22 protein-coding genes are annotated in these 24,516 nt (G+C 70.6%); 12 read left to right on the top strand and 10 right to left on the bottom strand.

The genetic code is table 11. From position 1 onward, the window contains the following. Nucleotides 1-10: 10 nt before the first annotated feature. On the bottom strand, nucleotides 11-631 hold the full coding sequence (locus tag YWY_RS0108045) for an alpha-ketoglutarate-dependent dioxygenase AlkB family protein (RefSeq protein ID WP_028847197.1): 621 nt from the start codon (nucleotides 629-631) through the stop codon (nucleotides 11-13). A gap of 247 nt (nucleotides 632-878) precedes the next feature. Here YWY_RS0108045 and YWY_RS0108040 point away from each other — a divergent pair, with 247 nt between their 5' ends. After that, complete coding sequence (locus YWY_RS0108040) at nucleotides 879-1,934, top strand: helix-turn-helix domain-containing protein (RefSeq protein WP_028847196.1); 1,056 nt, start codon at nucleotides 879-881, stop codon at nucleotides 1,932-1,934. Between the two features lie 83 nt (nucleotides 1,935-2,017). Here the strand turns inward: YWY_RS0108040 and YWY_RS0108035 are convergent, their stop codons facing one another. Next, the gene (locus tag YWY_RS0108035) at nucleotides 2,018-2,197 is read right to left on the bottom strand and encodes a hypothetical protein (protein ID WP_156899146.1); all 180 of its coding nucleotides are present in this window, start codon (nucleotides 2,195-2,197) and stop codon (nucleotides 2,018-2,020) included. A gap of 556 nt (nucleotides 2,198-2,753) precedes the next feature. Here YWY_RS0108035 and YWY_RS0108030 point away from each other — a divergent pair. Beyond that, a complete protein-coding gene (locus tag YWY_RS0108030; protein ID WP_028847194.1) occupies nucleotides 2,754-5,702 on the top strand; it encodes an AMP-binding protein in 2,949 nt (982 codons plus the stop codon). 27 nt (nucleotides 5,703-5,729) lie between these two features. Here YWY_RS0108030 and YWY_RS0108025 read toward each other — a convergent pair whose 3' ends face one another. Then, nucleotides 5,730-5,924, bottom strand: coding sequence for a DUF5302 domain-containing protein (locus tag YWY_RS0108025; RefSeq protein WP_028847193.1), 195 nt, complete (start codon nucleotides 5,922-5,924; stop codon nucleotides 5,730-5,732). Between the two features lie 300 nt (nucleotides 5,925-6,224). Here YWY_RS0108025 and YWY_RS0108020 point away from each other — a divergent pair, with 300 nt between their 5' ends. From YWY_RS0108020 to YWY_RS0107990, 7 genes are read left to right on the top strand one after another with little or no spacing between them, the layout of a single operon-like run. Beyond that, the gene (locus YWY_RS0108020; protein ID WP_051310041.1) at nucleotides 6,225-7,427 is read left to right on the top strand and encodes a glycine cleavage T C-terminal barrel domain-containing protein; all 1,203 of its coding nucleotides are present in this window, start codon (nucleotides 6,225-6,227) and stop codon (nucleotides 7,425-7,427) included. Nucleotides 7,428-7,433: 6 nt separating this feature from the next. Continuing rightward, complete coding sequence (locus YWY_RS0108015; RefSeq protein WP_028847191.1) at nucleotides 7,434-8,297, top strand: methylenetetrahydrofolate reductase; 864 nt, start codon at nucleotides 7,434-7,436, stop codon at nucleotides 8,295-8,297. Then, on the top strand, nucleotides 8,294-9,991 hold the full coding sequence (locus YWY_RS0108010; protein ID WP_211227499.1) for a formate--tetrahydrofolate ligase: 1,698 nt from the start codon (nucleotides 8,294-8,296) through the stop codon (nucleotides 9,989-9,991). The genes YWY_RS0108015 and YWY_RS0108010 overlap by 4 nt, the downstream gene beginning before the upstream one ends. Next, the gene (locus tag YWY_RS0108005; RefSeq protein WP_028847189.1) at nucleotides 9,988-12,516 is read left to right on the top strand and encodes a GcvT family protein; all 2,529 of its coding nucleotides are present in this window, start codon (nucleotides 9,988-9,990) and stop codon (nucleotides 12,514-12,516) included. The genes YWY_RS0108010 and YWY_RS0108005 overlap by 4 nt, the downstream gene beginning before the upstream one ends. Before the next feature lie 5 nt (nucleotides 12,517-12,521). Beyond that, on the top strand, nucleotides 12,522-13,283 hold the full coding sequence (locus YWY_RS0108000) for an electron transfer flavoprotein subunit beta/FixA family protein (protein ID WP_245566600.1): 762 nt from the start codon (nucleotides 12,522-12,524) through the stop codon (nucleotides 13,281-13,283). Continuing rightward, nucleotides 13,283-14,245: an electron transfer flavoprotein subunit alpha/FixB family protein gene (locus YWY_RS0107995; RefSeq protein WP_028847187.1), complete on the top strand. Its 963-nt coding sequence runs from the start codon at nucleotides 13,283-13,285 to the stop codon at nucleotides 14,243-14,245. The genes YWY_RS0108000 and YWY_RS0107995 overlap by 1 nt, the downstream gene beginning before the upstream one ends. Nucleotides 14,246-14,301: 56 nt before the next feature. Beyond that, a complete protein-coding gene (locus YWY_RS0107990; RefSeq protein ID WP_028847186.1) occupies nucleotides 14,302-15,081 on the top strand; it encodes an IclR family transcriptional regulator in 780 nt (259 codons plus the stop codon). On the opposite strand, the gene YWY_RS0107985 is transcribed toward YWY_RS0107990, so the two are convergent. The 6 genes from YWY_RS0107985 to YWY_RS20870 form a co-directional block, all read right to left on the bottom strand. Then, on the bottom strand, nucleotides 15,063-16,106 hold the full coding sequence (locus tag YWY_RS0107985; protein WP_028847185.1) for a pyridoxal-phosphate dependent enzyme: 1,044 nt from the start codon (nucleotides 16,104-16,106) through the stop codon (nucleotides 15,063-15,065). The two genes, YWY_RS0107990 and YWY_RS0107985, sit on opposite strands and share 19 nt — an antisense overlap. Next, nucleotides 16,027-16,911: a GHMP family kinase ATP-binding protein gene (locus YWY_RS0107980; protein WP_245566599.1), complete on the bottom strand. Its 885-nt coding sequence runs from the start codon at nucleotides 16,909-16,911 to the stop codon at nucleotides 16,027-16,029. Before YWY_RS0107980 ends, YWY_RS0107985 begins: the two co-directional genes overlap by 80 nt. 161 nt (nucleotides 16,912-17,072) lie before the next feature. Then, nucleotides 17,073-17,876 (bottom strand): Rossmann-like domain-containing protein, encoded by an 804-nt coding sequence (locus YWY_RS0107975; protein ID WP_028847183.1) that lies wholly within the window; start codon nucleotides 17,874-17,876, stop codon nucleotides 17,073-17,075. After that, complete coding sequence (locus YWY_RS20875) at nucleotides 17,873-18,733, bottom strand: ABC transporter ATP-binding protein (protein WP_084609107.1); 861 nt, start codon at nucleotides 18,731-18,733, stop codon at nucleotides 17,873-17,875. The genes YWY_RS0107975 and YWY_RS20875 overlap by 4 nt, the downstream gene beginning before the upstream one ends. Further along, nucleotides 18,730-19,764, bottom strand: coding sequence for a FecCD family ABC transporter permease (locus YWY_RS0107965; protein ID WP_051310037.1), 1,035 nt, complete (start codon nucleotides 19,762-19,764; stop codon nucleotides 18,730-18,732). The genes YWY_RS20875 and YWY_RS0107965 overlap by 4 nt, the downstream gene beginning before the upstream one ends. Beyond that, on the bottom strand, nucleotides 19,761-20,639 hold the full coding sequence (locus tag YWY_RS20870; RefSeq protein ID WP_211227497.1) for an ABC transporter substrate-binding protein: 879 nt from the start codon (nucleotides 20,637-20,639) through the stop codon (nucleotides 19,761-19,763). The genes YWY_RS0107965 and YWY_RS20870 overlap by 4 nt, the downstream gene beginning before the upstream one ends. A 388-nt stretch (nucleotides 20,640-21,027) precedes the next feature. On the opposite strand from YWY_RS20870, the gene YWY_RS0107955 reads away from it, so the two are divergent. Genes YWY_RS0107955 through YWY_RS0107945 form a run of 3 tightly spaced genes read left to right on the top strand, consistent with a single transcriptional unit; the run spans nucleotide 21,028 to nucleotide 23,907 of the window. Continuing rightward, nucleotides 21,028-22,215, top strand: a complete 1,188-nt coding sequence (locus tag YWY_RS0107955; RefSeq protein WP_028847181.1) for an MFS transporter — start codon at nucleotides 21,028-21,030, stop codon at nucleotides 22,213-22,215. A 50-nt stretch (nucleotides 22,216-22,265) separates the two neighbouring features. Then, entirely contained in the window at nucleotides 22,266-23,153 is an 888-nt protein-coding gene (locus YWY_RS0107950) for a universal stress protein (protein ID WP_028847180.1), read from the top strand. A 40-nt stretch (nucleotides 23,154-23,193) separates the two neighbouring features. Next, on the top strand, nucleotides 23,194-23,907 hold the full coding sequence (locus YWY_RS0107945; RefSeq protein WP_028847179.1) for an alpha/beta fold hydrolase: 714 nt from the start codon (nucleotides 23,194-23,196) through the stop codon (nucleotides 23,905-23,907). Between the two features lie 16 nt (nucleotides 23,908-23,923). Here the strand turns inward: YWY_RS0107945 and YWY_RS0107940 are convergent, their stop codons facing one another. After that, nucleotides 23,924-24,472 carry a tetratricopeptide repeat protein gene (locus tag YWY_RS0107940; RefSeq protein ID WP_245566598.1) on the bottom strand — a complete coding sequence of 183 codons (549 nt, stop codon included), beginning with the start codon at nucleotides 24,470-24,472 and terminating at the stop codon, nucleotides 23,924-23,926. Nucleotides 24,473-24,516 lie beyond the last annotated feature (44 nt).

The following is a 24,516-nucleotide window of genomic DNA, read 5'->3' as shown; positions in this document are numbered from 1 at the left end:
CGCGCCGCCGTCAGCGCACGCCCCGCGGCCGGAACTGAATGCTGATCCGTGGGCCGACCGGCTTGGTCGTCTTGGGCACCGCATGCTCCCACGTCCGTTGGCACGAGCCGCCCATCACCAGCAGGTCGCCGTGGCCGAGGGGGAAGCTCAGCTGCTTGCCGCCCCCGTTGGGGCGCAGCGCCAGCTCGCGCGGGGCGCCGACGGACAGGATGGCCACCATGGTGTCCGCCAGCCTGCCGCGGCCGATGCGGTCGCCGTGCCAGGCGACGCTGTCCCGACCGTCCCGGTAGTAGCACAGCCCTGCGGTGCGGAACGGTTCCCCGAGTTCGGGCAGGTAGTGCGCGGACAACTTCTCCCGCGCTTCGGCCAGGATCGGATGCGGTAGCGGATCGTCCTCGTCGTAGAAGGCGAGCAGGCGCGGAACGTCGACGACCCGGTCGTACATGACCCTGCGCTCGGCACGCCACGGCACCTCGGCGGCCAGCCGCTCGAACAGCGTGTCGGCGCCGGTCAGCCAGCCGGGCAGGACGTCGACCCACGCCCCGTGGCTGAGCTCGATGCGCTCGGCCCTGCTCAGCGGCGCCAGCCCTGGGTCGTCGACCAGATCGAGCAACGATCCTTGCAACTCCATGATGCCAGGGTAGCACACTTTTCGAACATATGTTCTAGTGCGGGTTGCGGGGGAGGGCGTGCCCGACGGCGCGCCCGGCGCAACGATCTACCGGGTATCCGCCGAACCGCCGGGTAATGTTGCGCGCATCGGCAACATTTCGATACCTCCGGATGGCGCAGTGATCGGTCCAAACGGGGTGCCTTAACTGACTTAACCGGTTGTGGGGTTTATGCTCATCGCAAAGTCCTTCCGGAGGTGACACGACATGGCCCGCAACGCCCGACGTCAGTTCGCGCGGCGGCTGCGGGAGCTGCGCGAGTTCGAGCTGGGGGAGAAGATCACCCAGGAGGGGCTGGCCGCGGCGTTCTCGGCGACCCGGGCGATATCGGGTGCGGCGATCTCCGCATGGGAGAACGGCAACAGCGACAAGCGCCCCTCCGACGAGCGGCTGAAGCAGTACGCGCTGCTGTTCAGTTCGCCGGCCAATCTGCGCCCCAAGCCGACCGTTCCCTCGGAAGCGAGCCTGGACGCGCAGGCGCGGCAACGCTTCGTGGAGCTGCGCCGGGAGCTGCACCGGCTGCGTGACGAGGCGGAACAGGAAGCACGCAGGGAGAAGTCGGTCGCCCCGGCGGCCGCACCGCGCAACGAGATGTGGGCGCACGACAGGGCGGACGACATCATGGTGGTCACGTCCGAGGTGAGCGAGGACCGGCTGCCGGAGACGGCGCGGCCGCGCAACGTCAACTACTCGCGTCTGGCTCGTTACGGCGACATCGACGCGTTCTTCGAGATGTACGTGAAGTTGGCCGCGATGGGTTACCAGAACCGGCACCATCGGTCGGCCAACGACCGCGGCATCGACCTCGAGCAGACGCTGGTGCTGATCGGCGGGCCCGGCCGCAACCGGCTGACCCGCAACTACCTGCAGTTGCTCGACCTGCCGGTGCGCCAGCAGGGCCAGCCGTTCGGCAAGCCGGAATTCTTCGTCACGCCGGAGGGCGAGGAGCTGCGGCCCCGGGTGGCCGACTTCGCCGACGGCGAGCAGGAGCTGGTGGAGGACATCGGCCTGTTCGTGCGGGCCAGGAACCCGGCCAACCCGCAGACCGACGTCACGATGTGCACCGGCTGCTACACCGCGGGCACGCTGGCTGCCGTGCGCGCCTTCACCAACCCGGACGTGGCGGACGCCAACATCGAGGTGGTGAAGTCCAAGGTCGGCCGGATCTCGGACTTCTACGTGCTGTTCCGGGTTCCCGTGGTGAACGGCAGGGTGCCCGCGCCCCGGCTGGCCGTCTCGCTGCTCGACGCGCAGGCGATCTGACCTGCTGGACGCGCAGGCGATCTGACGGCCCGGGCCGGACGGGAGCCGGGTGGACCGTGCCACCCGCCGATCGGCACGCGGTGTCAGCGCACGCTGCTGCTCACGCTGTCCTGGTCGAACCTGGCGCTGGCCTCGTCGACGATCTCGGCGAGCTGGACCACGCCGAGCAACAGCACGACCACCACCGCCGCGATGGCGAGCTTGAGTGCTTCGCGCCAGTAGGCGACGGCAAGGATCAGCAGCAGGATGATCGCGATCAACATGACCATCTCTCCTTCCCCCTCGTGCTGCCGGCGTCGCCGGTGCCGCCGGGCGAAGTGAGATGGCCCCCTTCGACGGCGGCAGGCTAAGCCTGGACTCGCGTCATAGTTAACTGCTCCACAGGTAGAGGCAGGTTGAAGTAACAACTTAACCATCGCAGTTGGTGAAGTTTAGGTCAATACTCCAGTTGGGGACTGTGGGGCGATGTCGTCGGACGACCTGGCTCGCCGGTCGCAGCGAGCCCGCCCACGGGAACGGCCGACCGAGAAGGACGTGGTCGGACCGGAACGATCACTGCCGACCGCGCAAGGACGACCCCGGCGACCGAAGGTCCGGAACCTGCGTTGCCGGGCCTGTGACGGCCGGTCGTGACGATCGGCCGTCCGCGCCCCACTCGGGCCGGCCCGAGACGGCGGGACACCCGCTTCCGACGACGACGGGCTCAGGCGCGCGCCGACGCCGGGGACGCCTGCCCGCGAATGGGCATCGGTCCGCGGTGCCGGTGAGCACGGGAGACCCCGGCTTTACCGCATTCCGGCGACGGGAGAAGATCGGCTCATGCGATTCGCACCCGGTGGCCTGCGCAAACTGGTCGGAGCGGTGGCTGCATACGCGCAGAACGGGCTCGAGGTGCTGCGGTTCGGCGGCCTGCGCACCGACGAGGCTCCCGCACCGTACGCGGTGCTGGAGCAGACGTCGATGTATCAGCTGCGGCGGTACTTCCCGGAGCAGCCGAACACCGACGGCGCCCCGGTACTCCTGGTGCATCCGATGATGCTGGCCGCGAACCTGTGGGACGTCGCGCCTGCCAGCAGCGCGGTGACGTCGCTGTACCGGTCCGGGCTCGATCCGTGGGTGATCGACTTCGGCTCTCCGGACAAGGTGGAAGGTGGCCTCGAGCGCACGCTGACCGATCACGTCGTGGCGCTGAGCGAGGCAGTGGACCGAGTGATCGGGCACACCGGCCGCGATGTGCACCTGGGCGGGTACTCCCAGGGCGGCATGTTCTGCTATCAGGCCACCGCCTACCGGCGCTCGGCGGGCGTGGCCAGCGTCGTCACGTTCGGCAGCCCGGCCGACATCCAGGGCAGCACCCCGCTCGGCCTGCCCGAGGAGCTGCTGGTCAAGGGGGCCGAGCTGCTGGCCGACCACGTGTTCAGCCGGCTTGCGCTGCCGGGGTGGGCGGCCAGGCTGGGGTTCAAGCTGCTCGACCCGGTGAAGTCCACCCGGGCGCAGATCGACTTCCTGCGTCAGCTGCACGACCGGGAAGCGCTGCTGGGCAGGGAGAAGCAGCGCCGCTTCCTGGAAGCGGAAGGCTGGGTGGCCTGGTCAGGCCCGGCGATCGTGGAGCTGTTGCGCCAGTTCGTGGTGCACAACCGGATGATGACCGGCGGCTTCGTGATCGGTGACCGCCTGGTGACGCTGGCCGACATCACCTGCCCGATCCTGGCCTTCGTCGGCGAGGTCGACGACATCGGCCGCCCGGCCGCGGTGCGCGGGATCGGCCGGGCTGCGCCGCGCGCCCAGGTGTACGAACATCCGGTGCACGCCGGGCACTTCGGCCTGGTGGTCGGAACGACGGCGAACAAGGTGACCTGGCCCGCGGTCGCGGACTGGGTGCGGTGGCACGAGCAGGGCGGCGAGGCCCCACCAGGAATCCGGCCGCTCACCGAAGCCGCGCCGGAACCGGCGCCTGCGGACGTCACGTCGCTGGTCGGCCAGGGCCTGTCCACACTGGCCGACGTCGGGCTGACCGCGGGTCGCCGGGTGGTCCGGCGCGCCACCGAGGCGGCGCGGACGTCGCGGGAGATCGCGCTGGAAGCCGTGCAGACGCTGCCGCGGCTGTTCCGCCTCGGGCAGCTGCAAAGCCACACCCGCGTTTCGTTCGGCAAGCTGCTCGACGAGCAGGCCGAACGTGCCCCGGACGGTGAGTGCTTCCTGTTCGACGACCGCGTGTACACCAACGCCGCCGTGCGCACCCGCATCGACAACGTCGTCCGTGCCTTGATCCAGGTGGGCGTCCGGCAGGGTGACCACGTCGGGGTGCTGATGCACACCAGGCCTTCGGCGCTGGTCGTCATCGCCGCGCTGTCCAGGCTCGGCGCGGTCGCCGTGCTGTTGCCGCCGGTGGCGGATCTGTCCGTGGCGATCCGGCTGGGCGGGGTGGCCGACATCGTGGTCGACCCGGAGCACGTGGTGCAGGCCTCCGCGACCGGTTGCCGCATTCTCGTGCTCGGCGGTGGTGGTGAGCGCGAGGTGCCTGCCCGCGCCGACGCCGAGGTGATCGACCTGGAGCGGATCGACCCGGAGACGGTCGATCTGCCCGGCTGGTACCGGCCCAACCCCGGATTGGCGCGGGATCTGGCGTTCATCCTGTTCAGCCGCTCCGGCGAGCAGACCGTGGCGAAGTTCATCACCAACCACCGGTGGGCGTTGTCGGCGTTCGGCACGGCGTCGGCCGCCGCGTTGACCAGCAGCGACACCGTCTACTGCATCACGCCGCTGCACCATCCGTCCGGCCTGCTCACCAGCGTGGGCGGTGCGGTGGCCGGCGGGGCGCGCATCGCGTTGTCCCGCGGCTTCGACCCGGAACGGTTCGACACCGAGGTCATGCGATACGGCGTGACCGTGGTGTCCTACACCTGGACGTTGCTGCGGGAGATCGTGGCGCGGCCGCAGGCTGCGGAGCCGCACGCGATCCGCCTGTTCATGGGGTCGGGCATGCCGCGCGGCCTGTGGCGGCGGGTGCTCGACCGCTATCCGTCGGCGCGGGTGCTGGAGTTCTACGCATCCACCGAAGGCGACGTGGTGCTGGCCAACTTGTCCGGCGCGAAGCCGGGCGCGAAGGGGCGGCCGATCCCCGGCAGCGCCCAGGTGCGGCTGGCGCGCTGCGATCCGCGCACCGGGAAGTTGGTCACCGGCGACGACGGATTCGCTGTGGAGTGCGCAGAAGGCGAGGTCGGGCTGCTGTTGGCGAACCCGCGGGCGAGCATCGACACGACGGCGCGCAAACTTCGCGGCGTGTTCGCGCCCGGCGACACCTGGGTGGCCACCGACGATCTCTTCTGGCGCGACGCGGACGGCGACTTCTGGCTCGCCGACAACCGGTTCACGGTGATCGAGACCGAGCACGGGCCGGTGTACACCCAGCCGATCTGCGATGCGCTGACCGATCTCGACCGAGTCGACCTGGCCACCGCGTACGGCGTGCCCGTACGCGGTAGGGAAGAGGTGGCGGTCGCGGCGGTGACCACGTGGCAAGGTGCGACCCTGCGGCCCGAGGACATCACCCGTGCGCTGGCGAACCTCCCGGCCGAGCGGCGGCCGGACGTGGTGCACGTCGTCGACGAGATCCCGCTGACCACGTGGTTCCGACCGAATCCGGCGCCGCTGGCCGCCGAGGGGCTGCCCAAGCCAAGCGAGCGAGCCTGGTCCTGGGACGCGGCCACCGGCCGGTACGTCGAGTTGACCGAGGACGCCCACGAACGGTTGACAACCGCGCGCTGACCGTCGGCCGTCGTGCGGCTGGCGCCGTCAGCCGCTCTTGCGCCGGAACTGCCGTTTCCCCACCGCCGGACGGTGCGGATGGGCGACCTTCGAGCCGGCGTTCGCGTGGCTTTCCCGTGCTTTGGTCGCGGCCTTCTTGCGTTCCAGGGCTGCCCGGAACTGGTCCCGGACGGTGTCGGCACCGTCCGAATTCGCCGTCGGTCCGGATGCTGAGTCGGCCATCGTGACCTCCATGCCAGCGTAGTAGGTCCTGCCAGCCTCGCACGCGCGGCCCGTCCGGTCGAGCCGCGTGGCACGTCGGGGTGAGGGATCGCGACACCGAGTGCCCGGGCGGACGGCCGGGAACCGCCGCGACACACCCGCGGAGTTGCCTCGGATGGCCCATTGACGGCCTAGGTGACGCGGCACACAATTGTGCTCGCAGTTCGTTGCGAATAAGGCAACCCAATCGTATAGCGCAACGACATACCGAACTTTCCTCCTATCTCGTGACAAGTCCCGCCCAGCTGGAGAGGTCCCCCGATGACAGCAGTTGCTCCGAAACCAGCGACCACGACGACGAACGATCAGCCTGCGGTGATGCTGTACACGCGGCTGCGGAAGTCCCCGTTCTTCTACAAGTCCCGCGAACACGGCGTGAAGGTGTACAGCGTGTACAACCACACGTATCACCCACGCCACTACGGTGACCCCGTCGCCGAGTACTGGGAGCTGCTCAACGGCGTCACGCTGTGGGACGTCGGCGTGGAGCGACAGATCGAGATCTCCGGCCCGGACGGCTTCGCGTTCACCAACTACCTGGTACCGCGTGACCTGACCAAGTGCGCGGTCGGCCAGTGCAAGTACGTGTTCGTCACGGCACCGGACGGCGGTATCGTCAACGACCCGGTGCTGCTCCGGCTGGAGGAGAACAGGTTCTGGCTGTCGCTGGCGGACAGCGACGTCGGATTGTGGGCGCTCGGCCTGGCGCATGCGGGCGGCTGGAACGTCACGGTGAAGGAAGTCGACGTCGCGCCGATGCAGATCCAGGGCCCCAAGGCCAAGGAGGTCATGGTCGATCTGTTCGGCGAGGACATCCTGGACCTGAAGTACTACTGGCTGACCCGCAGGCAGATCGACGGCATCGACGTGGTGATCAGCCGCACCGGCTACACCGGCGAGATCGGCTACGAGATCTACGTCGAGCAGGTCAGCCGCAACGGCGAGCACGTGTGGGACCGGGTGTGGGAAGCGGGCAAGGCCCACGGCATGAAGGTGATCGGTCCCAGCCACATCCGGCGGATCGAGGCGGGCATGCTCGCCTACGGCTGCGACATCACGCTGGACACCAACCCGCTGGAGGTCGGCTACGACTACAAGTGGATGGTCGATTTGGACCAGGAGGCCGACTTCGTCGGCAAGGAGGCGCTGCGCCGCATCAAGGAGGAGGGCATCTCCCGGCTGATGGTCGGCGTGGAGATCGACGGTCCGTCGGTGGGCAGCTACAACGACGGCTCGATGCTGGAGCCGTTCCCGGTGTCCACCTCCGGCGGCGAGCAGGTCGGCCAGGTGACCAGTGCCTGCTTCTCCCCGCGCTTGGAGCGCAACATCGGGCTGGCCATGCTGCCCATCGAGCTGGCCAAGACCGGCACCGAGGTGGTGGTGCACACGCCGACCGGGCCGCGCGCGGCCAAAGTGGTCGACAAGCCGTTCATCGACCCGGCCAAGGAAACCCCCAAAGGCTGAGGCGGTATGGCACGGGCGAAAGGCACCGGGCAGGAGCCGACGGGCAAACGCCAAGCCCTCGAGCCGCTGCTCGCGCGTCCGCGCTACGAGGTCCTGCCGCTGGAGTCGGTGCTCACCCAGACGGAGTCGCTGCCCGCGGGGTCGGTGGTGACCGTGACGTCCTCGCCACGGCAGGGCCTGGACTCCACCGTGGCGGTCGCCGAGAAGCTGGCGGCCCAGGGCATGTCCGTCGTCCCCCACCTGGCAGCCCGGCAGGTCACCGGGCCTGCCGAGCTGCGCAGGCTGCTGGACCGGCTGGACGTGGCGGGCATCGGCGAGGTCTTCGTCGTCGGCGGCGACGGCCGCGAGCCACGCGGGCCGTATCCGGACGCGCTGAGCCTGCTGCGGGCGATGGACGACCTCGGCCGGATGCCGGCCAAGGTGGGCGTGGCCGGTTACCCGGAAGGCCACCACGCGATCGACGACGACACCCTGTGGCAGGCGCTGCGGGCCAAGCGGGACTACGCGTCCTACGTGGTCACGCAGATGTGTTTCGACGCCGACGCGATCGGCCGCTTCGCCACGGACGTGCGGCGCGAGGCCGGGCTCCCGGTGATCGTGGGAGTGCCCGGCGTGGTCGAACCCGCCAAGCTGATGCGGATCGCGCTCAAGGTCGGCGTCGGCCAGTCCCTGCGGTTCGTGCGCGGCCACCGGTCGGTGGCTGGGCGGCTGCTGTGGCCGGGGGGCTACCGCCCCGATGCGCTGCTGCGGAAGCTGGCCGCCCGGATCGCGGCCGGCCGTGCCCAGCTGACCGGCCTGCACCTGTTCACGTTCAACCGCGTCACGGCCACCCATCGCTGGGTGGCCCAGGCCTATCGGAGGACCGCGTGAGCATGCCAACGGACCTGGACATCTCCCGGGCAGCCGAGTTGCTGCCGATACCCGAGGTGGCCGCGTCCATCGGGCTCGGCGAACACCTGCTCGAGCCGTACGGGCACTCGGTCAGCAAGATCTCCCTGGCCGCGGTCGACGAGCTGGCCGACCGGCCGATGGGCAAGTACGTGGTGGTCTCGGCCATCACCCCGACGCCGCTGGGGGAGGGCAAGACCACCACCACGGTCGGTCTCGGGCAGGCGTTCGGCCAGCTCGGCAAGAAGGCGATCGTGGCCATCCGGCAGCCGTCCATGGGGCCCACGTTCGGCATCAAGGGCGGCGCGGCGGGCGGCGGCTACGCCCAGGTGGCGCCGATGGAGACGATCAACCTGCACCTCACCGGCGACCTGCACGCGGTGACGTCGGCGCACAACCTGCTGGCCGCGATGATCGACAACCACATCCACAAGGGCAACAAGCTCGGCATCGACCCGTTCTCGATCACCTGGCGCCGGGTCATCGACGTCAACGACCGCGACCTGCGGAGCATCGTCACCGGCCTGGGCGGCAAGTCCGACGGCGTGCCGCGGCAGACCGGGTTCGACATCACCGCGGCCAGCGAGGTGATGGCGGTTCTCGCGCTGTCCACCTCGCTGCACGACTTGCGCGCCAGGCTGGGCCGCATCGTGATCGGCTACACCTACGACGGCGAGCCGGTGACCGCGGAACAGCTGCGGGCAGCGGGAGCGATGTGCGTGCTGCTCCGCGATGCGATCAAGCCGAACTTGATGCAGACGATCGAGCAGACGCCCGCGCTGGTGCACTGCGGCCCGTTCGGCAACATCGCGCACGGCAACTCGTCGGTGGTGGCCGACCTGATCGGCATCCGGGCAGCCGACTACCTGATCACCGAGGCCGGTTTCGGCGCGGACATGGGAGCCGAGCGGTTCTTCAACATCAAGTGCCGCGCCTCCGGCCTGCGCCCGGACGCGGCCGTGGTGGTGGCCACCGTGCGAGCGCTGAAGGCGCACAGCGGCAAGTACAAGGTCGTGGCGGGCAAGCCGCTGCCGGAAGAGATGCTGAAGGAGAACCCGGACGACGTCTTCCAGGGCGCGGCGAACTTGCGCAAGCAGATCGCCAACATCCGGGCGCACGGCGTCAACCCGGTGGTGGCGGTCAACGCCTTCCCGGAGGACTACGAGAGCGAGAAGCAGGCCATCCTCCAGGTGGCCGCCGAGGAAGGCGCGCGGGCGACCGTCGCCACGCACTTCAGCCGCGGTGGCAAGGGCGCGGTCGAGCTGGCCGAGGCGGTCGCCGAGGCGTGCGAGGAGCCGAGCGAGTTCCGCTTCCTGTACCCGGACGACATGCCGCTGGTGGACAAGATCGAGACGATCGCCACGCGGATGTACGGCGCGGACGGCATCGAGCTGAGCCCGAAGGCCCGCAAACAGCTGGAGACCTACGAACGCTGCGGCTTCGGCCACCTGCCGGTGTGCATTGCCAAGACGCATCTGTCGCTGTCCGACGATCCCAGCCGCAAGGGCGCGCCCACCGGATGGCGGCTGCCGGTGCGGGAGGTGCGAGCCTCGGTGGGGGCTGGATTCGTCTACCCCATTTGTGGCGAAATGCGGACCATGCCAGGACTGTCGTCGCACCCTGCGGCGGAACGCATCGACATCGACGAAGCAGGCCAAGTGGTGGGGTTGTCATGACGGACACAAGCAGCGCACAGCGGAAACTCCCGAGCACCGCCGACGTGGTGGTGATCGGTGCCGGGATCGTGGGCAACTCGGTGGCCTACCACCTCGCCGAAGAGGGCTGGCGGAACATCGTGCTGCTGGACAAGGGGCCGCTGCCGGACCCGGGCGGGTCGACCGGCCACGCGTCGAACTTCATCTTCCCGGTCGACCACGCCAAGGAGATCACCATGCTGACGCTCGACTCGATGCGTCAGTACGAGAAGTTCGGCACGCTGACCACCTGCGGCGGCATCGAGGTGGCCCGCAAGCCCGAGCGGGTCGAGGAGCTCAAGCGCCGTATGGCCTCGGCCAAGGCGTGGGGCATCGACGCGGAGCTGATCACCCCGCAGCGGGTGGCCGAGCTGGTCCCGTTCGTCGACCCGTCGATCCTGCTGGCCGGCTTCTACACGCCGTCGTGTGCGGTGGTCGACCCGCTGCAGACCGGGGCGCTGATGCGGGAACACGCGCAGAAGCGCGGTGCCCTCACCGTCTCGGCCAACACCGAGGTGCTGGACATCGAGGTGGTCGACGGCCGGGTCCGCGGTGTGCGGACCGACCGCGGCGACATCGCCACCGAAACCGTGGTGATCGCCTGCGGTGTGTGGAGCCCGCGGATCGCGCGGATGGCGGGTGCGCGCATCCCGCTGACGCCGGCGGTGCACCAGATGATCGACGTGGGCCCGATCCCCGAGCTGGCGGCGACCGGCACGGAGATCGCCTACCCGATCATCCGCGACATGGACGCCCTGATGTACGAGCGGCAGAGCGGGGCGGATCTGGAGATCGGCTCGTACGCGCACCGGCCGATCCTGCATGAGCCGGACGAGATCCCGTCGATCGAGGAAGCCGCGCTGTCGCCGACCCAGCTGCCGTTCACCGAAGAGGACTTCGACCCGCAGATGGAGGACGCGCTCGAGCTGTTCGGGTCGATCCTGAACTCCGAGGGAGCGGGCGTGCGGCACGCCATCAACGGGCTGCTGTCGCTCACCCCGGACGGATCCCCGCTTCTCGGGGAGACCCCGGAGGTCAAGGGGTTGTGGTCGGCTGCCGCGGTGTGGATCAAGGAAGGCCCCGGCGTCGGCCGCATGCTGGCCCAGTGGATGACGCACGGCCACAGCGAGATCGACCTGCACGGTGCGGACATCAGCCGCTTCTACCCGCACCAGCGCACCCCCGCGCACGTGCGGGCGCGCACGTCCGAAGGGTTCAACAAGACCTACGGCATCGTGCACCCGCGCGAGCAGTGGACGTCGGAGCGGCAGCAGCGGCTGTCGCCGTTCTACTCCCGCGAGAAGGCGTTGGGTGCGGAGTTCTTCGAGGTCGCGGGCTGGGAACGGCCGCAGTGGTACGAGTCCAACCGCGACCTGGTCGACAAGTACGGCGTCGAGGACCGGCCGCACGAGTGGGACGCCCGCTGGTGGTCGCCGATCATCAACGCCGAGCACCTGGCGATGCGGGAACGCGCCGCCATGATCGACCTGTCCGCGTTCGCCCAGTTCGACGTCAGCGGCCCGGGCGCGGTCGACTACCTGCAGCGATTGTGCGTGGCCAACGTCGATCGCCCGGTCGGCCGGATCATCTACACGCCGCTGCTGGATGCCAACGGCGGTTTCCGCAGCGACCTGACCTTGGTGCGCCTGGGACCGGACAAGTACCGGGTGATCACCGGTGGCGCGGACGGCGCGCGGGACCGCAAGTGGTTCCTCGACCACCTGCCCGACTCGGGAGTGTCGTTCTCCGACGTGACGTCGGCGGTGTGCACGCTGGGGCTGTGGGGCCCGCGGGCCCGCGACATCCTGTCGGCGGTGACCGAGGACGACGTGTCGAACGAGGGGTTCCCGTACGGCACGGCGAAGGAGATCGTCATCGGCAGCACCCCGGTGCTCGCCCTGCGGGTGTCCTACGTCGGTGACCTCGGCTGGGAGCTGCACGCCCCGTTCGAGCAGGGCACCAAGCTGTGGGACGCCATCGCCGACGCAGGCGAACCGCACGGGCTGATCCCGGCGGGCATCGGCGTCTACGGCACCACCGGCCGGCTGGAGAAGGGCTACCGGCTGATGGGCGCCGAGCTGGAGTCGGAGTACGACCCGGTGGAGGCCGGGCTGGCCCTGCCCAAGGTCAAGTCGGCCGATTTCATCGGCAAGCAGGCGTACCTGGCGGCGCGCGAGACCGAGCCCGCCGCGCTGCTGTGCACGCTGACCGTCGACGACCACACCAGCTCGGCAGGCATCGCCAGGTACCCGCAGGGCGGCGAACCGATCCTGACCGAGGACGGCGAGCGGATCGTCGACAGCAAGGGGCGCAGCTCCTACGTCACCAGTGCGGGCGCCGGGCCGTCGCTCGGCAAGTACCTGCTGATGGCCTACCTGCCGCCGGAACACGCGGTGGAGGGCCGGAAGCTGAAGGTCGAGTACATGGCAGAGCAGTACCCGGTGACGGTTGCCCGGGTCGGCCGGAAGCCGCTGTTCGACCCGGACGACACGCGCATGAAGGCGTGAGGCCCATGAGTCTGGACGTGTTGGTCTGCGTCAAGCGGGTGCCCGCCCCCGGGGCCAAGGTCCCGCTGACCGAAGACGGCAGAGACATCGACACCCGGCATCTCGGCTTCACCATCGGTCCGCACGAGGAATGCGCGGTGGAAGAAGCCGTGCGGCTGAAGGAACGGCACGGGGGCAGCGCGACCGTGCTCGCGGTCGGGCCGCCGGAGGTCGCCGAGCAGGTCCGATACGCGATCGCCATGGGCGCCGACCGCGGCGTGGTGGTGGACACGGGCCAGGACGAGCTCGACCCGCAGGCCACCGCCGCGGCCATCGTGCATGCGCTCGGCGAGCTCGACGCCCGGTTCGACCTGATCATGTTCGGCAACGAGTCGGCCGACGCCGGGCATTACCAGGTCGGTGTGCGGGTGGCGACCGAGCTGGGCTGGCCGATCGTCGGCGGCATCAAGGGCATCGAGGTCACCGACGGCGGTGTGCGGTTGCGCCGTGAGATCGCCGACGGCAGCGAGGTCTACCAGCTGTCGCTGCCGGCCGCGGTGGCGGTCAAGGAAGGGCTCAACCTGCCGCGCTACCCCAGCCTGCCGGGCAGGCTGAAGGCGAAGAAGGCGAAGCTGGACACGATCTCCTGGCAGCCGCCGCCGGGCGGGCTGCGCAAGATCCGGCTGCGCCAGCCGGAGGAGAAGCGAGCGGACAGCGTGCTGCTCGGGCACGGCCCCGAGGCGGCCCCCGCGGTCGTGGACGTGCTGGAAGAACTGGGGGTGTGCTGATGTTGCTGCTCGTGGTGCAGGTGGACGACCACCCCGCATGGCTGGACGCGGTGCAGCTCGCTCGTGGCCTGACCGACGATGTGCACGCAGTGCTGTTCGACGCGTCGCGGGCCGACGAACTGGCCAAGCAAGGCATCAAGGCCGCCCATGTCGTGGAGCATGACGTGCTCAGCGACTACGCCCCCGAGGCGTACGGCGAGGCGCTGGCCCAGCTGGTCGGCGAACTGCAGCCCAGCGGCGTGCTCGCGGTGGGCAGCGAGAAGGGCAACGAGGTCATGGCCCACCTCGCCGCACGCATGCGTGCCCCGTTTGCCGCGAACTGCACCCAGATCAGCGGCACCGGCAGGCCGTGGCTGATCACCCGGATCCGGGGCGGCGGCATGCTGCTGGAGGACGCGGAGATGGACGCGGGCTGCGGTGTGTTCACCGTTCAGCCGGGCGCCGGGACGGGCGCGGAGACCCCGTCGACCGTGGATCAGGTCGACGTCCGGCGGTTCACCCCGGATCTGCGCGACGAGCTGGCGCGCACCCGGGTGATCGAGCGGACCGAGCGGGAGGCCGGGGTCAGCCTGGCCACCGCGGACGTGGTCGTCTCCGGTGGGCGCGGGGTCGGCAGCGCCGAGGGCTACCGGGTGCTGGAGGAGCTGGCCGAGTTGCTCGGCGGCGCGGTCGGATGTTCCCGGGTGGCCACCAACAACGGCTGGCGGCCGCACAGCGACCAGGTCGGCCTGACCGGGACCAAGGTCGCACCGAAGCTGTACATCGCCTGCGGCATCAGCGGAGCCACCCAGCACTGGGTGGGTTGCATGGACGCCAAGGCGATCCTGGCCATCAACACCGACCCGGACGCGCCGATGGTCACCCGGTCGACGTACTCGGTGATCGGTGACCTGCACGAGGTGCTGCCCGCCGTGATCGCGGAAATCCGGGCACGAAACGCGTCCGCTGGGACATCCGGATGAATCTGCCCGCGTCGACCGGCCACTCCGCCGACCGTGACCTCCTAGACTCTGACGGCGTGACCAGCCAAGAGCGACGATCGGGCGGGGTGCAGTCGGTCGAGCGGGCGATTTCCATCCTGGAGTTCCTTGCGCGCTACGGGTGGTCCGGAGTGACCGACATCGGCAACGCGCTCGGGGTGCACAAGTCGACGGCGTTCCGGCTGCTGAGCACGCTGGAGGCGGGCGGCCTGGTGGAGCAGCACGCCGATTCCGGCAAGTACCGCCTGGGCGGCGGCCTGGCACGGCTGGCGCGCAGCGTCAGCGACGAGCCGAACCTCAGCCAGCAGGCGCGGCCCGGCTGCGAGTGGCTTGCCCGCCACACCGAGGAGACGGTCACGCTGAACGTGCTCGAAGGGACCGAGTGCGTCACGATCGACCAGATCGCCTCCACCTCGTTCGTGGTCAGTCGCAGCTGGCTGGGGCGGCAGACGCCGCTGCACTGCACGTCGCCGGGCAAGATCTTCCTGGCTTTCATGCCCGAGGAACAGCTGGCCGAAGTGCTGTCCGCGCCGCTCACCCGCTACACCGAACGCACGCTGGTCGACGAAGCGCAGCTGCGGGCGGAGATCAGTCGCGTGCGGGTCAACGGATACGCGGTGGCGGTGGACGAGCTGGAGGACGGCCTGACCTCCGCCGCTGCGCCGGTGCGGGACCAACAGGGGGAGGTCGTGGCCGCGATGGGCATCTCCGGCCCGTCCTACCGGCTGGATGCCGACCAGCTGAAGAAACTCGTCCCGTTGGTGTGCCAAGCCGCCGACATGGCCTCGGCCCGCCTCGGCTACCGGACAGGGGCGTGATCGCGCGCCCCGGCCGTCGGGTCCGATGAACCGGCCGCGCGCCGCCACGGCGCCCGCGACCACGGCAGGCGCACCGCACGCGGATCGGTGAGTTCGTGCGGGCGGAGCGTGTCGATGTCGAGGGCTTCGGTGTGGCGTCGGAAGACCGAGTCGACGTAGCGGTGCCCGGTGTCGGCCGCGATGAACACCGTGGTGCCGCCCGGCGCGGTCGTGCGCGCGTGCTCCCAGCGCGCGGCCAGATACGCCGCCCCGGTGGACAGCCCGGCGAAGACGGCGTGCCTGCGGAGCAGATCGATGCTGCCGGACAGTGCCATCCGGAAGGACACCCAGTGGATGACGTCGTACCGGTCGTGGTCGACGTTGCCGAAAGGAATCGAGCTGCCGATGCCCGCGATGATCATGTCCGGGTCGGCCAGGTGTTCGCTGCCGAACGTGACGCTGCCGAACGGCTGGACGCCGACCAGCTCGACGGGCACCCCGAGGTCGGCCAGCGCGGTGGCCAGCCCGCCGGTCGACGCGCCGGATCCGACGCCGCCGACCAGCGTGACGGACTGCTCGCCGAGCTCGGCGTGCATCATCTCGGCGACGCTGCGGTAGCCGAGGTAGTGGATGCGGTCGTGGTACTGGCGCATCCAGTGCCAGCCCGGGTTGGCCGCGAGGAGCTCGCGGACACGCCGCACGCGGCGGTTCTGGTCCAGGCGCAGATCGCTCGACGGGGGCATCTGCTCCAGCTGGGCGCCGAGCACCGCCAGCTGCACGCGCAGCGTTTCGTCGACGGTGGTCGAGCCGACGATGTAGCAGCGCAAGCCGTACCGGTGGCAGGCCAGGGCCAGTGCGCAGGCGTAGATGCCGCTCGAGCTGTCCAGCACGGTGTCGCCCGGCCGCACCACGCCGGTGTCGAGCAGGTGCCGCACCGCCGCGACGGCGGAGACGACCTTCATCGTTTCAAACCTCAGGCAGACGAGCCCGTCCGCGAGCCGCACCAGGTCGGGGGTGCCGATGGCCTGGCTGATGTGGTCGTGCACGCACGTCCTCCTTCGTTGCCGAGTTCGATGTCCAGGCGTGGGCCGGGCCCTGTGGCGAACGCTGTGCCGAGTGCTGCCTGACTCGGAACGTTCTGGTCGGGGGAATGCCTGCGCGGCGCAGGCGGACACGACAGCTGTGCAGCTGCTGAGCCAGGTCCGGGCGAGTGGCGTCGAACAGCAGGCCGGCGACGTTCCCGCTGTGCGCCACCTGCACACCGACGGCGCCGACGTCGTCACCGATCTCCTGCAGCGTCGCCAGCTCGGCCTTGGGCAGCACGCGTTGGTTCAGCAGGCTGCTGGCCGTGCAGACCTCGCCCACACCGGCCGGGTCGGCCGCCCGGATGGCGGCCCGTAGCCGGGCCCGCAGTCGTTCGAATCGGGCAAGGTCGGCAGGCCCGTACTCAGGCCTGAGGGCGAGGGTGTCCACCGGCCGCCCTCCGCCGGTGCAGCAGCCGACGACGGCCAGCGGAGGCAGCGAGGCACCGAGATCCTCCAGGATCCTGCCCTCGCGCTGGGCGAACAGCACCGGCTGTCCGTCGTGCATGAGCGGGTCGCTCGCCGTTTCCGCCCGTACCGCGATGCGCGCGATGTCGGTGGGCGACAGGACACAGCGGTAGCACGCGGCCACGGCGCGGATCGTCGCGATGATGTCCGCGCTCGACGATCCCATGCCCAGGCCGACCGGCAGGTGCCCGCGCAGGTGCAACCGCCCACCGGTGGCCGGGACGTCAACGCGTGCCGCGCACTCGGCCACGGCCAGCACCGCGGCTTTGGCTGCCTTCGTCCGGTCAGGTGGATCGACCACGACGTGTCCTGCGGCAAGGTCCGCACAACGCCGGTACTCCGCATGGACGCCTGCGTGCGGCGTCGGGAGAGTGACCAGGCCCCGGCACGGTTTGCCGGCGTCGTCGAGGAAGATTCCTTGGAGGAGTTCGCCGTGGTGGCCGGAGGCGTGTCCGATACCGATCACGGCCTGTCCGCCCGATACCGGTAGAGGGTGGTCGGCTCGGCGCTGAACTGTGAGAACGGGAAGGGCTCCGCGCTGAGCGCGGTCACCCCGTCGCCAAGGAACGCGCGCGCCACGGCCGCTCCGCTTTGCGCGTAGACGAGCAGCGGAACTTCGCGCCGGCGGCATTCGGTCAAGATCGTGTCGAACGTGCCGTTGCCCAACGTCATGCCGGTGGCGACGACAGCGTCGGCGGTGCCGAGCACGCGATGCATGTCGTCGGTCACCGGATCCCCCCACCGCGTGTGGCGCAGGTTGTAGTCGCACGGCAGGCACTCGGCACCACGGTCGCGGATGGCGGCCACCAGCGGGTTCACCACTCCGATGAGCGCGACCTTGCTGCCGGCGGGGACGTCGAGCAGGCCGGCGATGGCCGCGTCCCTGGCGTGCGCTCGCCGTTCCGGGGTGCCTGCCGGCAGAGTGACCCGCTCGGCGCGCGGGTCGTCCCGGAACGGCTGCCTGCCGGCCAGGTAGGCGTCCGCGGCGGCGATCCGCAGCGGCAGCGGGCCGGAGGCGATGAGGTCGGCGAGCGTCGCCCCGGACACCCGGATGCACAGCTCCGGGTCCACTTCTCCGGGTTCGAACGCGCACGCACCGAAGGCGCTGCCGCAGCGCACGAGCACGTACTGATTGCGATAGGTGACGTCCGCTCCGGCCAGCCGGGTGCCGTGGTGCACCCAGAAGACGCTGGTGGCGGTCAGCTCGGCGGGGGACGGGCCGAACCGTCCAGTGAGCACGTCGGACAGCAGGCCTGTGACGGTCACGCAAGCTCTCCTTGGTCGACGGTGAGAACGGGGGAGGGTTGCTCCGTGGCCGGAGCGGGGGACGGGCGGCTGCCTGCGATGGGGTGGGCAGGGTCGGTCAGCGGGTGCAGGCTGACGAACGGATGGCCGCGACGATCGGTCTCGAGCCGGGCGTCGACGGCGAACACCGAGCGCACCCGGTCCGGGGTCAGCACCTCGGCCGGGGTTCCGGTGGCGACGATCTCGCCGCCGGCCAGCAGGGCCAGGCGGTCGCAGAATCGTGCGGCGAGCGTGAGGTCGTGCACCGCGATCAGCACCGTGGCGGGTGATGCCGCCAGCGTGGTCAGCAGGTCCAGCTGGTGGCGGATGTCCAGGTGGTTCGCGGGCTCGTCGAGCAGCAGGCACGGGGTGCGCTGCGCCAGCCCACGGGCGATGTGCGCACGTTGGCGCTCGCCGCCGGAGAGGCTGCGCCACGGACGATCGCGTAGGTGGCTGATGTCCATGCGCGCGAGCTCTTCGGCCACCACCGCGTGGTCTTCTTCCCGCAGACCGCGCCACGGCGAGCGGTACGGTGTGCGGCCGAGCGCGACGACGTCCGCCACCCGGAGTTCGGACGCGACGTGGGCGTCCTGCTCGACGAAGGCCACCTTGCGCGCCAGTTGCCGGGGCGTGAACCGCGTAATGTCGGCGCCGTCGAAGCGCACCGTGCCCGCCGACGGCACCCGCAAGCCTGCCAGGCAGCGCAGCAGGGTGGACTTTCCCGAACCGTTGGGGCCGATGACCCCCAGGGTTTCCCCCGGCCGGACGTCGATCGTGACACCACGGAGGATCCGCTTGCCGTTCGCCGTCCAGCTCAGCCGGTCGGCCTGCACTCTCACAGTTCACCTCGCCGTTTCAGGATGAGCAGGAACAACGGCACCCCGGCCAGCGCGGTGAACACGCCCACCGGCACCTCTTGCGGGGCCAGGAGCACGCGCGCCAGCGCGTCGGCCCACACCAAGAACACCGCGCCGGCTACCGCGCTGTAGGGGAGCAGGGTGCGATGCAGCGGCCCGGCAAGGAAGCGCACGCCGTGCGGGACGATCAGGCCGACGAACCCGATCGCCCCGACCGCGGACACCGCCACCGCGGTGAGCAGCGACGTCACCACGAGCAGGACCAGCCGGGTGCGCCGGACATCGACACCAACGGACGCCGCGGTGTCGGCGCCGAATCCGAGAGCGTCGAGCGAGACCGCGTAGTAGCGGCACACCACCAGCGCGAGCACCGTGACGACGGCGCACCCGACGACGCCGTCCCACCGGGCCGACGAGAGCGATCCGAGCAGCCAGTACGTGACCGACCGGGTGGTGTCGGCGTCGCCGGACGCCATCAGCACCAGCGACGTCAGCGCGGTGAACAGCTGGCCGACCACGACACCGGTGAGCACGACGCGCAGCGAATCGAGCCCGCTGCGCCGCAACAGCAACAGCAGCAGGCCGAATGCAGTAAGGGCACCGGCCAGCGCACCCGCGGTCAGGCCGATCGTGCTTCCGACACCGGACACCGCGACCACCACGGCGCCCGTGGACGCTCCCGACGAGACGCCGAGCAGATAGGGATCAGCCAGCGCGTTCCTGGTCAACGCCTGCAGAACGGCTCCGCACACCGCCAGCGCCGCGCCGACGACCGCCGCGAGCAGCACGCGGGGAATGCGCAGTTGCCAGATGAGCGAGTCGGTTAGGGGCGGCAGGGGCTCCACCGGGAGCCCAAGGCGGGTGCCGAGCACGGTGGCGACGTGCCCGTAGGTGACGTCACCGGCGCCGATGACCACGCAGGCCGCCAGGGAGGCGACCAGAGCGACCACGGCGGCCGGGCCGAGCGCGCCCGTCCTGCCGACCCGCACGACGAGGCGGTTCGCCGTGCTCATCGGGACGTGTCACCGGCCAGAGCAGGCATGTCGGCCAGTGCCTGCGCCACTTCGGTGAGCGCGTTGTGCGAGCGCACCGACGGGTCGAGTTCGATGCCGGACACCGTGACGAACCGGTTGTGGCGCACCGCGTCCAGCCTGGACATCACCGGGTGCTGCCGGATCTGCGCGATCTTCTCCTCGGCGCTGTCGCCTGGCGCTCCACGCTCGGACAGATCGCCGACCACGATGACGTCGGGCTCACGCGCGGCGATCTGCTCCCACGACACCTCCGGCCACTGCTGGCCGACATCGTCGAAGGCGTTGCGCACGCCGAGGATTTCGCTCATCGCAGCCGGGATCCCGATGCCGCCCGCCACGTACGGCACGTCGTTGAACACCGAGTACAGCCACAGCACCGTGGGCCGGTTGCGGGCGCGCAGCGACCGCGCTTTGCCGATCGCCTTCTGCTGCTCGGCGATCAGCCGCTCGGCACGTTCGGTCACCCCGAAGATACGGCCGAGCGTGCGGTAGTCCTGGTGCAGCCGATCGAACGGGGAGTCGTCGCCGGTGGGGCAGTCGACCGCGCTGACGAACGTGGGCACGCCGAGCTCGTGCAGTTCCTCCCTGGTCCCCACGCGGTCACGGGTGAACTGGTCGGCGAACGACGCGACCACGAAATCCGGGTTGGCGGCGCGCAGTTGCTCCGACGTCAGCAGGCCGGGGCTGAGCACCTTCACCCGCCGGTAGTCGGCGGCGAACTGCGGGGCCACCCGCGTCTTCAGGTTCGACGTCCCGGCCATGCGATCGGCCAGGCCGAGCGCCAGCAGTGTCTCGGTCGACGTCTGGTCCAGCGTCACTACCCGCTGCGGGCGTTCGGCGAACGTCAACGGCATGCCGCAACTCGTCACGTGAACGGCCCCTGACGACGCGGACGGTGCCTGCTGAGCGGGAGCGGAGCACCCGCCGAGCAGAACGGCACCGCAGGCCAGCGCGGCGATGACACGAGGGGTCATGGCAACTCCAGGATCGTGTGGGTCTCGTGACGGACCCTAATCGAGGTTGATTATCGTTTTCAATAACGATCGAGAAGCTCACATCGTCGAAGGGACACCCGTGCCGTCGCAGCCGAGCACGTCAACCGATGCCATCCAGCCCGCCCTGGCAGACCCGCCCGCCGATGCGCGGTCACCGGAATCCGGATCGGCGGCGACCACGTCGGGCGAACAGGCCGCCGGACCCGGCCGCCGGGCAGCGGAGGGGCCTCCGCCGACGAACCGGTCGATCCTGCGCGACCGGCACTTCGTCCGGCTGTGGCTGGGCACCACGGCGTCCGGCCTGGCGACGTGGGCCCTTCCTTTCGTCCTGGGCCTGGCCGTGCTCGAGGGCAGCCTCTCCGCCACCGGCTTGGGCATCGTGCTGGCCGCTCGCACCGCGGGCTTCCTCGCCGCCGTTCCGGTCAGTGGTGTCCTGGCGGACCGATACGCCAGGCGACACGTGGTGTGGGCCGCGTGTCTCACGGCGGCGGTCGCCACACCTGTCATCGCGGCAGGGCTGGGGCGGTCGTTGAGCTTGATGGCGGTTGCGGCCGCCTTCGCCGGCGCCGGGCAAGGCGCCTGCCGGCCGGCTTTCCAAGCACTGACGGCCGAGGTCGTGGCGGAGGACCGGCGCCAGCAAGCGAACGCGGCGATGACGTTCTCGGTGCGGGTGACCACGCTGATCGCGCCGGGAGTGACTGCCGTGCTGGCTGCGGTGGCCGGTGCGACGACGCTGCTGATCGGCATCGGAGTGCTGTGGTCGACGGCAGCTGTGGTGCCGCCACGCGGTGCAGCCCGCGCACCCGGCGGCACCAGGCGCGGCATCGGGTTCGTCCGTGAGTTCGCCGAGGGCCTGCGGGAGGCGCGGCGGCACCCGTGGTTCCTGGCCGGCCTGGCGGCGCTGACGGCCGTGATCGCGACCGGGTACGCGGCGACCGGAGTGGTGTTGCCGCTGGTCAGCCGGGACACGTTCGGTTCGGGTGCGGTGCTGGCCGCGGCGATGACCGGATACACCGCCGGGGCGCTGGTGGGCGCGATGGTGGTGGCGCGCTGGCGGCCGCGGGCACAGGGCTGGGCGGCACTGGCCGGGCTCGCCTGCTACGGGTTCGCGCCGCTGGGCATGCTCGTTCCCGTTCACCCGGCGGTGGTGGTCGCCGGGTACGTGATCGCGGGGATCGGCATCGAGCTGTTCAACGTCCCGTGGTTCACCGCCGCGCAACGCGAAGTGGATCCCGGCAAGCTGGCCAGGGTGTCGTCGCTGGACTTCCTGGTCTCCTACGGCCTGTCACCGGTCGGCCTGGCGTTGATCGCGCCCGCGGTCGACGCGTTCGGCGTCGACGCGGTCCTGGTGACCTGCGCTGGCGTGTGCTTCCTCGCCCCGGCCCTGGCGGCGTTGGTCCCGACAGCACGACGATTCGGTCGCGGGTCACCGTGACGGAGGCCGATCGGCTTTCGAGCATGATCCGTTCGTCCTACCCTGGGGCGATGACCGAGCGATGGCCACGGTGGCACGGCCCGGTGGTCGCCGGGGTGGACGGGTCGGAGGCGTCGCTGCGCGCGGTCCGGTGGGCCGCCGCCGAGGCGGCCGGGCAAGGCGCGGGCCTGCGCCTGGTCCATGCCATCGGCTCGGCGGAATTCTTCCCCGGCGGGGCCATCGCCCCGTCCACCGAGCTGTTCGGCCTGCTGGAGCAGGAGTCCACGGCGTTGCTCGAGCAGGCCCGGCTGGCCGCCACCGAGATCGTGCCCGATCTGCAGGTGAGCACGTCGTCCACCACCGAGCCCGCGGTGCTGGCTCTGATCGCCGAGTCGGGCGCCGCCCGGTGCGTGGTGCTCGGTGGCTCCGGGCGCGGAGCGCTCGCCGGGGTGCTGCTCGGCTCGACGACGCTCACGCTGTCGGCGCACGCGCAATGCCCGGTGGTCGCCGTCCGCGGGCGGGATCGGCCGCACGCTCCCGTGGTGGTCGGCGTGGACGGCAGCGAGCTGAGCAACCTCGCCCTCGGATGCGCCTTCGCGCAAGCCGCCCGGCGCAACGTCCCGCTGGTGGCGGTGCACGCCTGCCATCACGGCGACTCCCACCGGCCGCGTACGGAACAGGGCCAGGCGAGTGAACCGCAGGAGGCGGACGAGCGGCGCGTGCTCGATCGCTGGCTCGATCGGTGGGCCGGCTTGTACCCGCAGGTCGACGTCGAACCGGTGGTCGTGCGGGCCCGTCCCCGGGAATGCCTGATCGAACGCAGCGCGGAGGCCAGCGTCCTGGTCGTCGGCAGCCGGGGCCGCGGCGGATTCACCGGCCTTCTGGTCGGTTCCACCAGCCACGCGATGCTGCACTACGCCGAATGCCCGGTGATGGTGGTTCGGCCGCAACCCGGCTAGGCGCCGCCGGGGTGACATCCCGGGCGTGTACGGTCCTGGAATGGACGTGATCCTGGTTCCCGGGTTCTGGCTGGATGCTTCGTCGTGGGACGCGGTGCTGCCCGCGTTGCGTGAGGCGGGGCATCGTCCGCACCCGATGACGTTGCCCGGCCTCGAGTCACGTGAGGCGAACCGATCGGCGATCACACTCCGCGACCACGTGGACGCGGTCGTGGCGAAGGTGGACGCTTGCGCGCGGCCCGACCCGGTGGTGCTTGTCGGTCACTCCGGTGGCGGACCGGTCGTGCACGCGGCGGTCGACGCGCGCCCGGACAAGGTGGCGCGCGCGGTCTACGTCGATGCGGCTCCGCTCAACGACGGCGATCCGATCAACCCCGAGCTGCCCGCACAGGGAGGCGAGATTCCGCTGCCCGACTGGGCGTTCTTCGACGAACGGAGCCTCGCCGGCCTGGACGACGAGCTGCGTGCGCGGTTCCGGGCCGGTGCGATCCCGACCCCGGAGCGCGTGGCCAGGGACCCGGTGCGGCTGACGGACGAGCGGCGATACCAGGTGCCGGTGACGATCATCGCGTGCGAGGTCAGCAGCGCGGAAATACGGCAGATGATCGACAGCGACAACCCGTACACGCGGGAAGTGGCCAAGCTGCGGCACGTCGACTACATCGACCTGCTGACCGGGCACTGGCCACAGTTCAGCCGGCCCGACGAGCTCGGTGCTGCGCTGGTGTCGGTGGCGAACGCGGCGGCAGGATGATCGCGCCCGGTGGTGCTCAGGGGCGTGCGGAGTCGATCAGCTCGCGGCCGTACGCCGCCATCGAACGCTGATACCGGGGGAGATGACGGGAGAGCGCGTAGACGGCGTGCCCGACGGCTTCCCGGCTCCTGCCGACGTCGGCCAGTGCCAGCGCCAGCGTCGCGCGCACCGCGTCATCGAGCTCGTCCGAGTGCGTTTCCAGCTCCCGCTCCAGCAGCCGCACGCCTTCTTCCGCCCGGCCGACGTTGCGCAACGAGCTGGCCAGCTGGATGACCGCCCGGCGCCGACGGAGCCCGGTCAGTCCTGCGCTCAGCGCCTGCCGGTAGAGGGCGACGGCCTGTTCCGGGCAATCGGTGGAGTCGAAGGCCGAGGCCCGCTCGAAGTCGGCGACACCGCCCCCGTGCGGACAGCGCGCAGCCAGCTCGTCGATCCGCCGGCGGAACGTCTCCGGCGGCAGGTCGTCCAGTTGCGCCCAGACCTCCGCCAGCTCGGTCTCCCAGTCCCGGCCCATGGCCCGTCCCTCCGTGTCACCCGCCGCTTCGTCGCCTTCGCCCACGATAGCCACGCGGACGACGAAGGACGGCCCGCCGACGCCGTTGTCGGCGGGCC

The sequence above is a fragment of the Thermocrispum agreste DSM 44070 genome (assembly GCF_000427905.1).
Lineage (GTDB): Bacteria > Actinomycetota > Actinomycetes > Mycobacteriales > Pseudonocardiaceae > Thermocrispum > Thermocrispum agreste.
Note: the sequence above shows the minus strand (reverse complement) of the source record. Positions and strands in the feature narration are given on the sequence as shown.

Excerpts from the sequence above, each read along its gene's own strand:
- YWY_RS0108045 (WP_028847197.1), bottom strand. The coding sequence starts at position 631 with ATGGAGTTGCAAGGATCGTTGCTCGATCTGGTCGACGACCCAGGGCTG.
- YWY_RS0107945 (WP_028847179.1), top strand. The coding sequence starts at position 23,194 with ATGGACGTGATCCTGGTTCCCGGGTTCTGGCTGGATGCTTCGTCGTGG.
- YWY_RS0108020 (WP_051310041.1), top strand. The coding sequence starts at position 6,225 with ATGACAGCAGTTGCTCCGAAACCAGCGACCACGACGACGAACGATCAG.
- YWY_RS20870 (WP_211227497.1), bottom strand. The coding sequence starts at position 20,639 with ATGCCGTTGACGTTCGCCGAACGCCCGCAGCGGGTAGTGACGCTGGAC.
- YWY_RS0107965 (WP_051310037.1), bottom strand. The coding sequence starts at position 19,764 with ATGAGCACGGCGAACCGCCTCGTCGTGCGGGTCGGCAGGACGGGCGCG.
- YWY_RS0108030 (WP_028847194.1), top strand. The coding sequence starts at position 2,754 with ATGCGATTCGCACCCGGTGGCCTGCGCAAACTGGTCGGAGCGGTGGCT.
- YWY_RS0108005 (WP_028847189.1), top strand. The coding sequence starts at position 9,988 with ATGACGGACACAAGCAGCGCACAGCGGAAACTCCCGAGCACCGCCGAC.
- YWY_RS0108025 (WP_028847193.1), bottom strand. The coding sequence starts at position 5,924 with ATGGCCGACTCAGCATCCGGACCGACGGCGAATTCGGACGGTGCCGAC.
- YWY_RS0107995 (WP_028847187.1), top strand. The coding sequence starts at position 13,283 with ATGTTGCTGCTCGTGGTGCAGGTGGACGACCACCCCGCATGGCTGGAC.
- YWY_RS0108040 (WP_028847196.1), top strand. The coding sequence starts at position 879 with ATGGCCCGCAACGCCCGACGTCAGTTCGCGCGGCGGCTGCGGGAGCTG.
- YWY_RS0108015 (WP_028847191.1), top strand. The coding sequence starts at position 7,434 with ATGGCACGGGCGAAAGGCACCGGGCAGGAGCCGACGGGCAAACGCCAA.
- YWY_RS0108035 (WP_156899146.1), bottom strand. The coding sequence starts at position 2,197 with ATGTTGATCGCGATCATCCTGCTGCTGATCCTTGCCGTCGCCTACTGG.
- YWY_RS0108000 (WP_245566600.1), top strand. The coding sequence starts at position 12,522 with ATGAGTCTGGACGTGTTGGTCTGCGTCAAGCGGGTGCCCGCCCCCGGG.
- YWY_RS0107950 (WP_028847180.1), top strand. The coding sequence starts at position 22,266 with ATGACCGAGCGATGGCCACGGTGGCACGGCCCGGTGGTCGCCGGGGTG.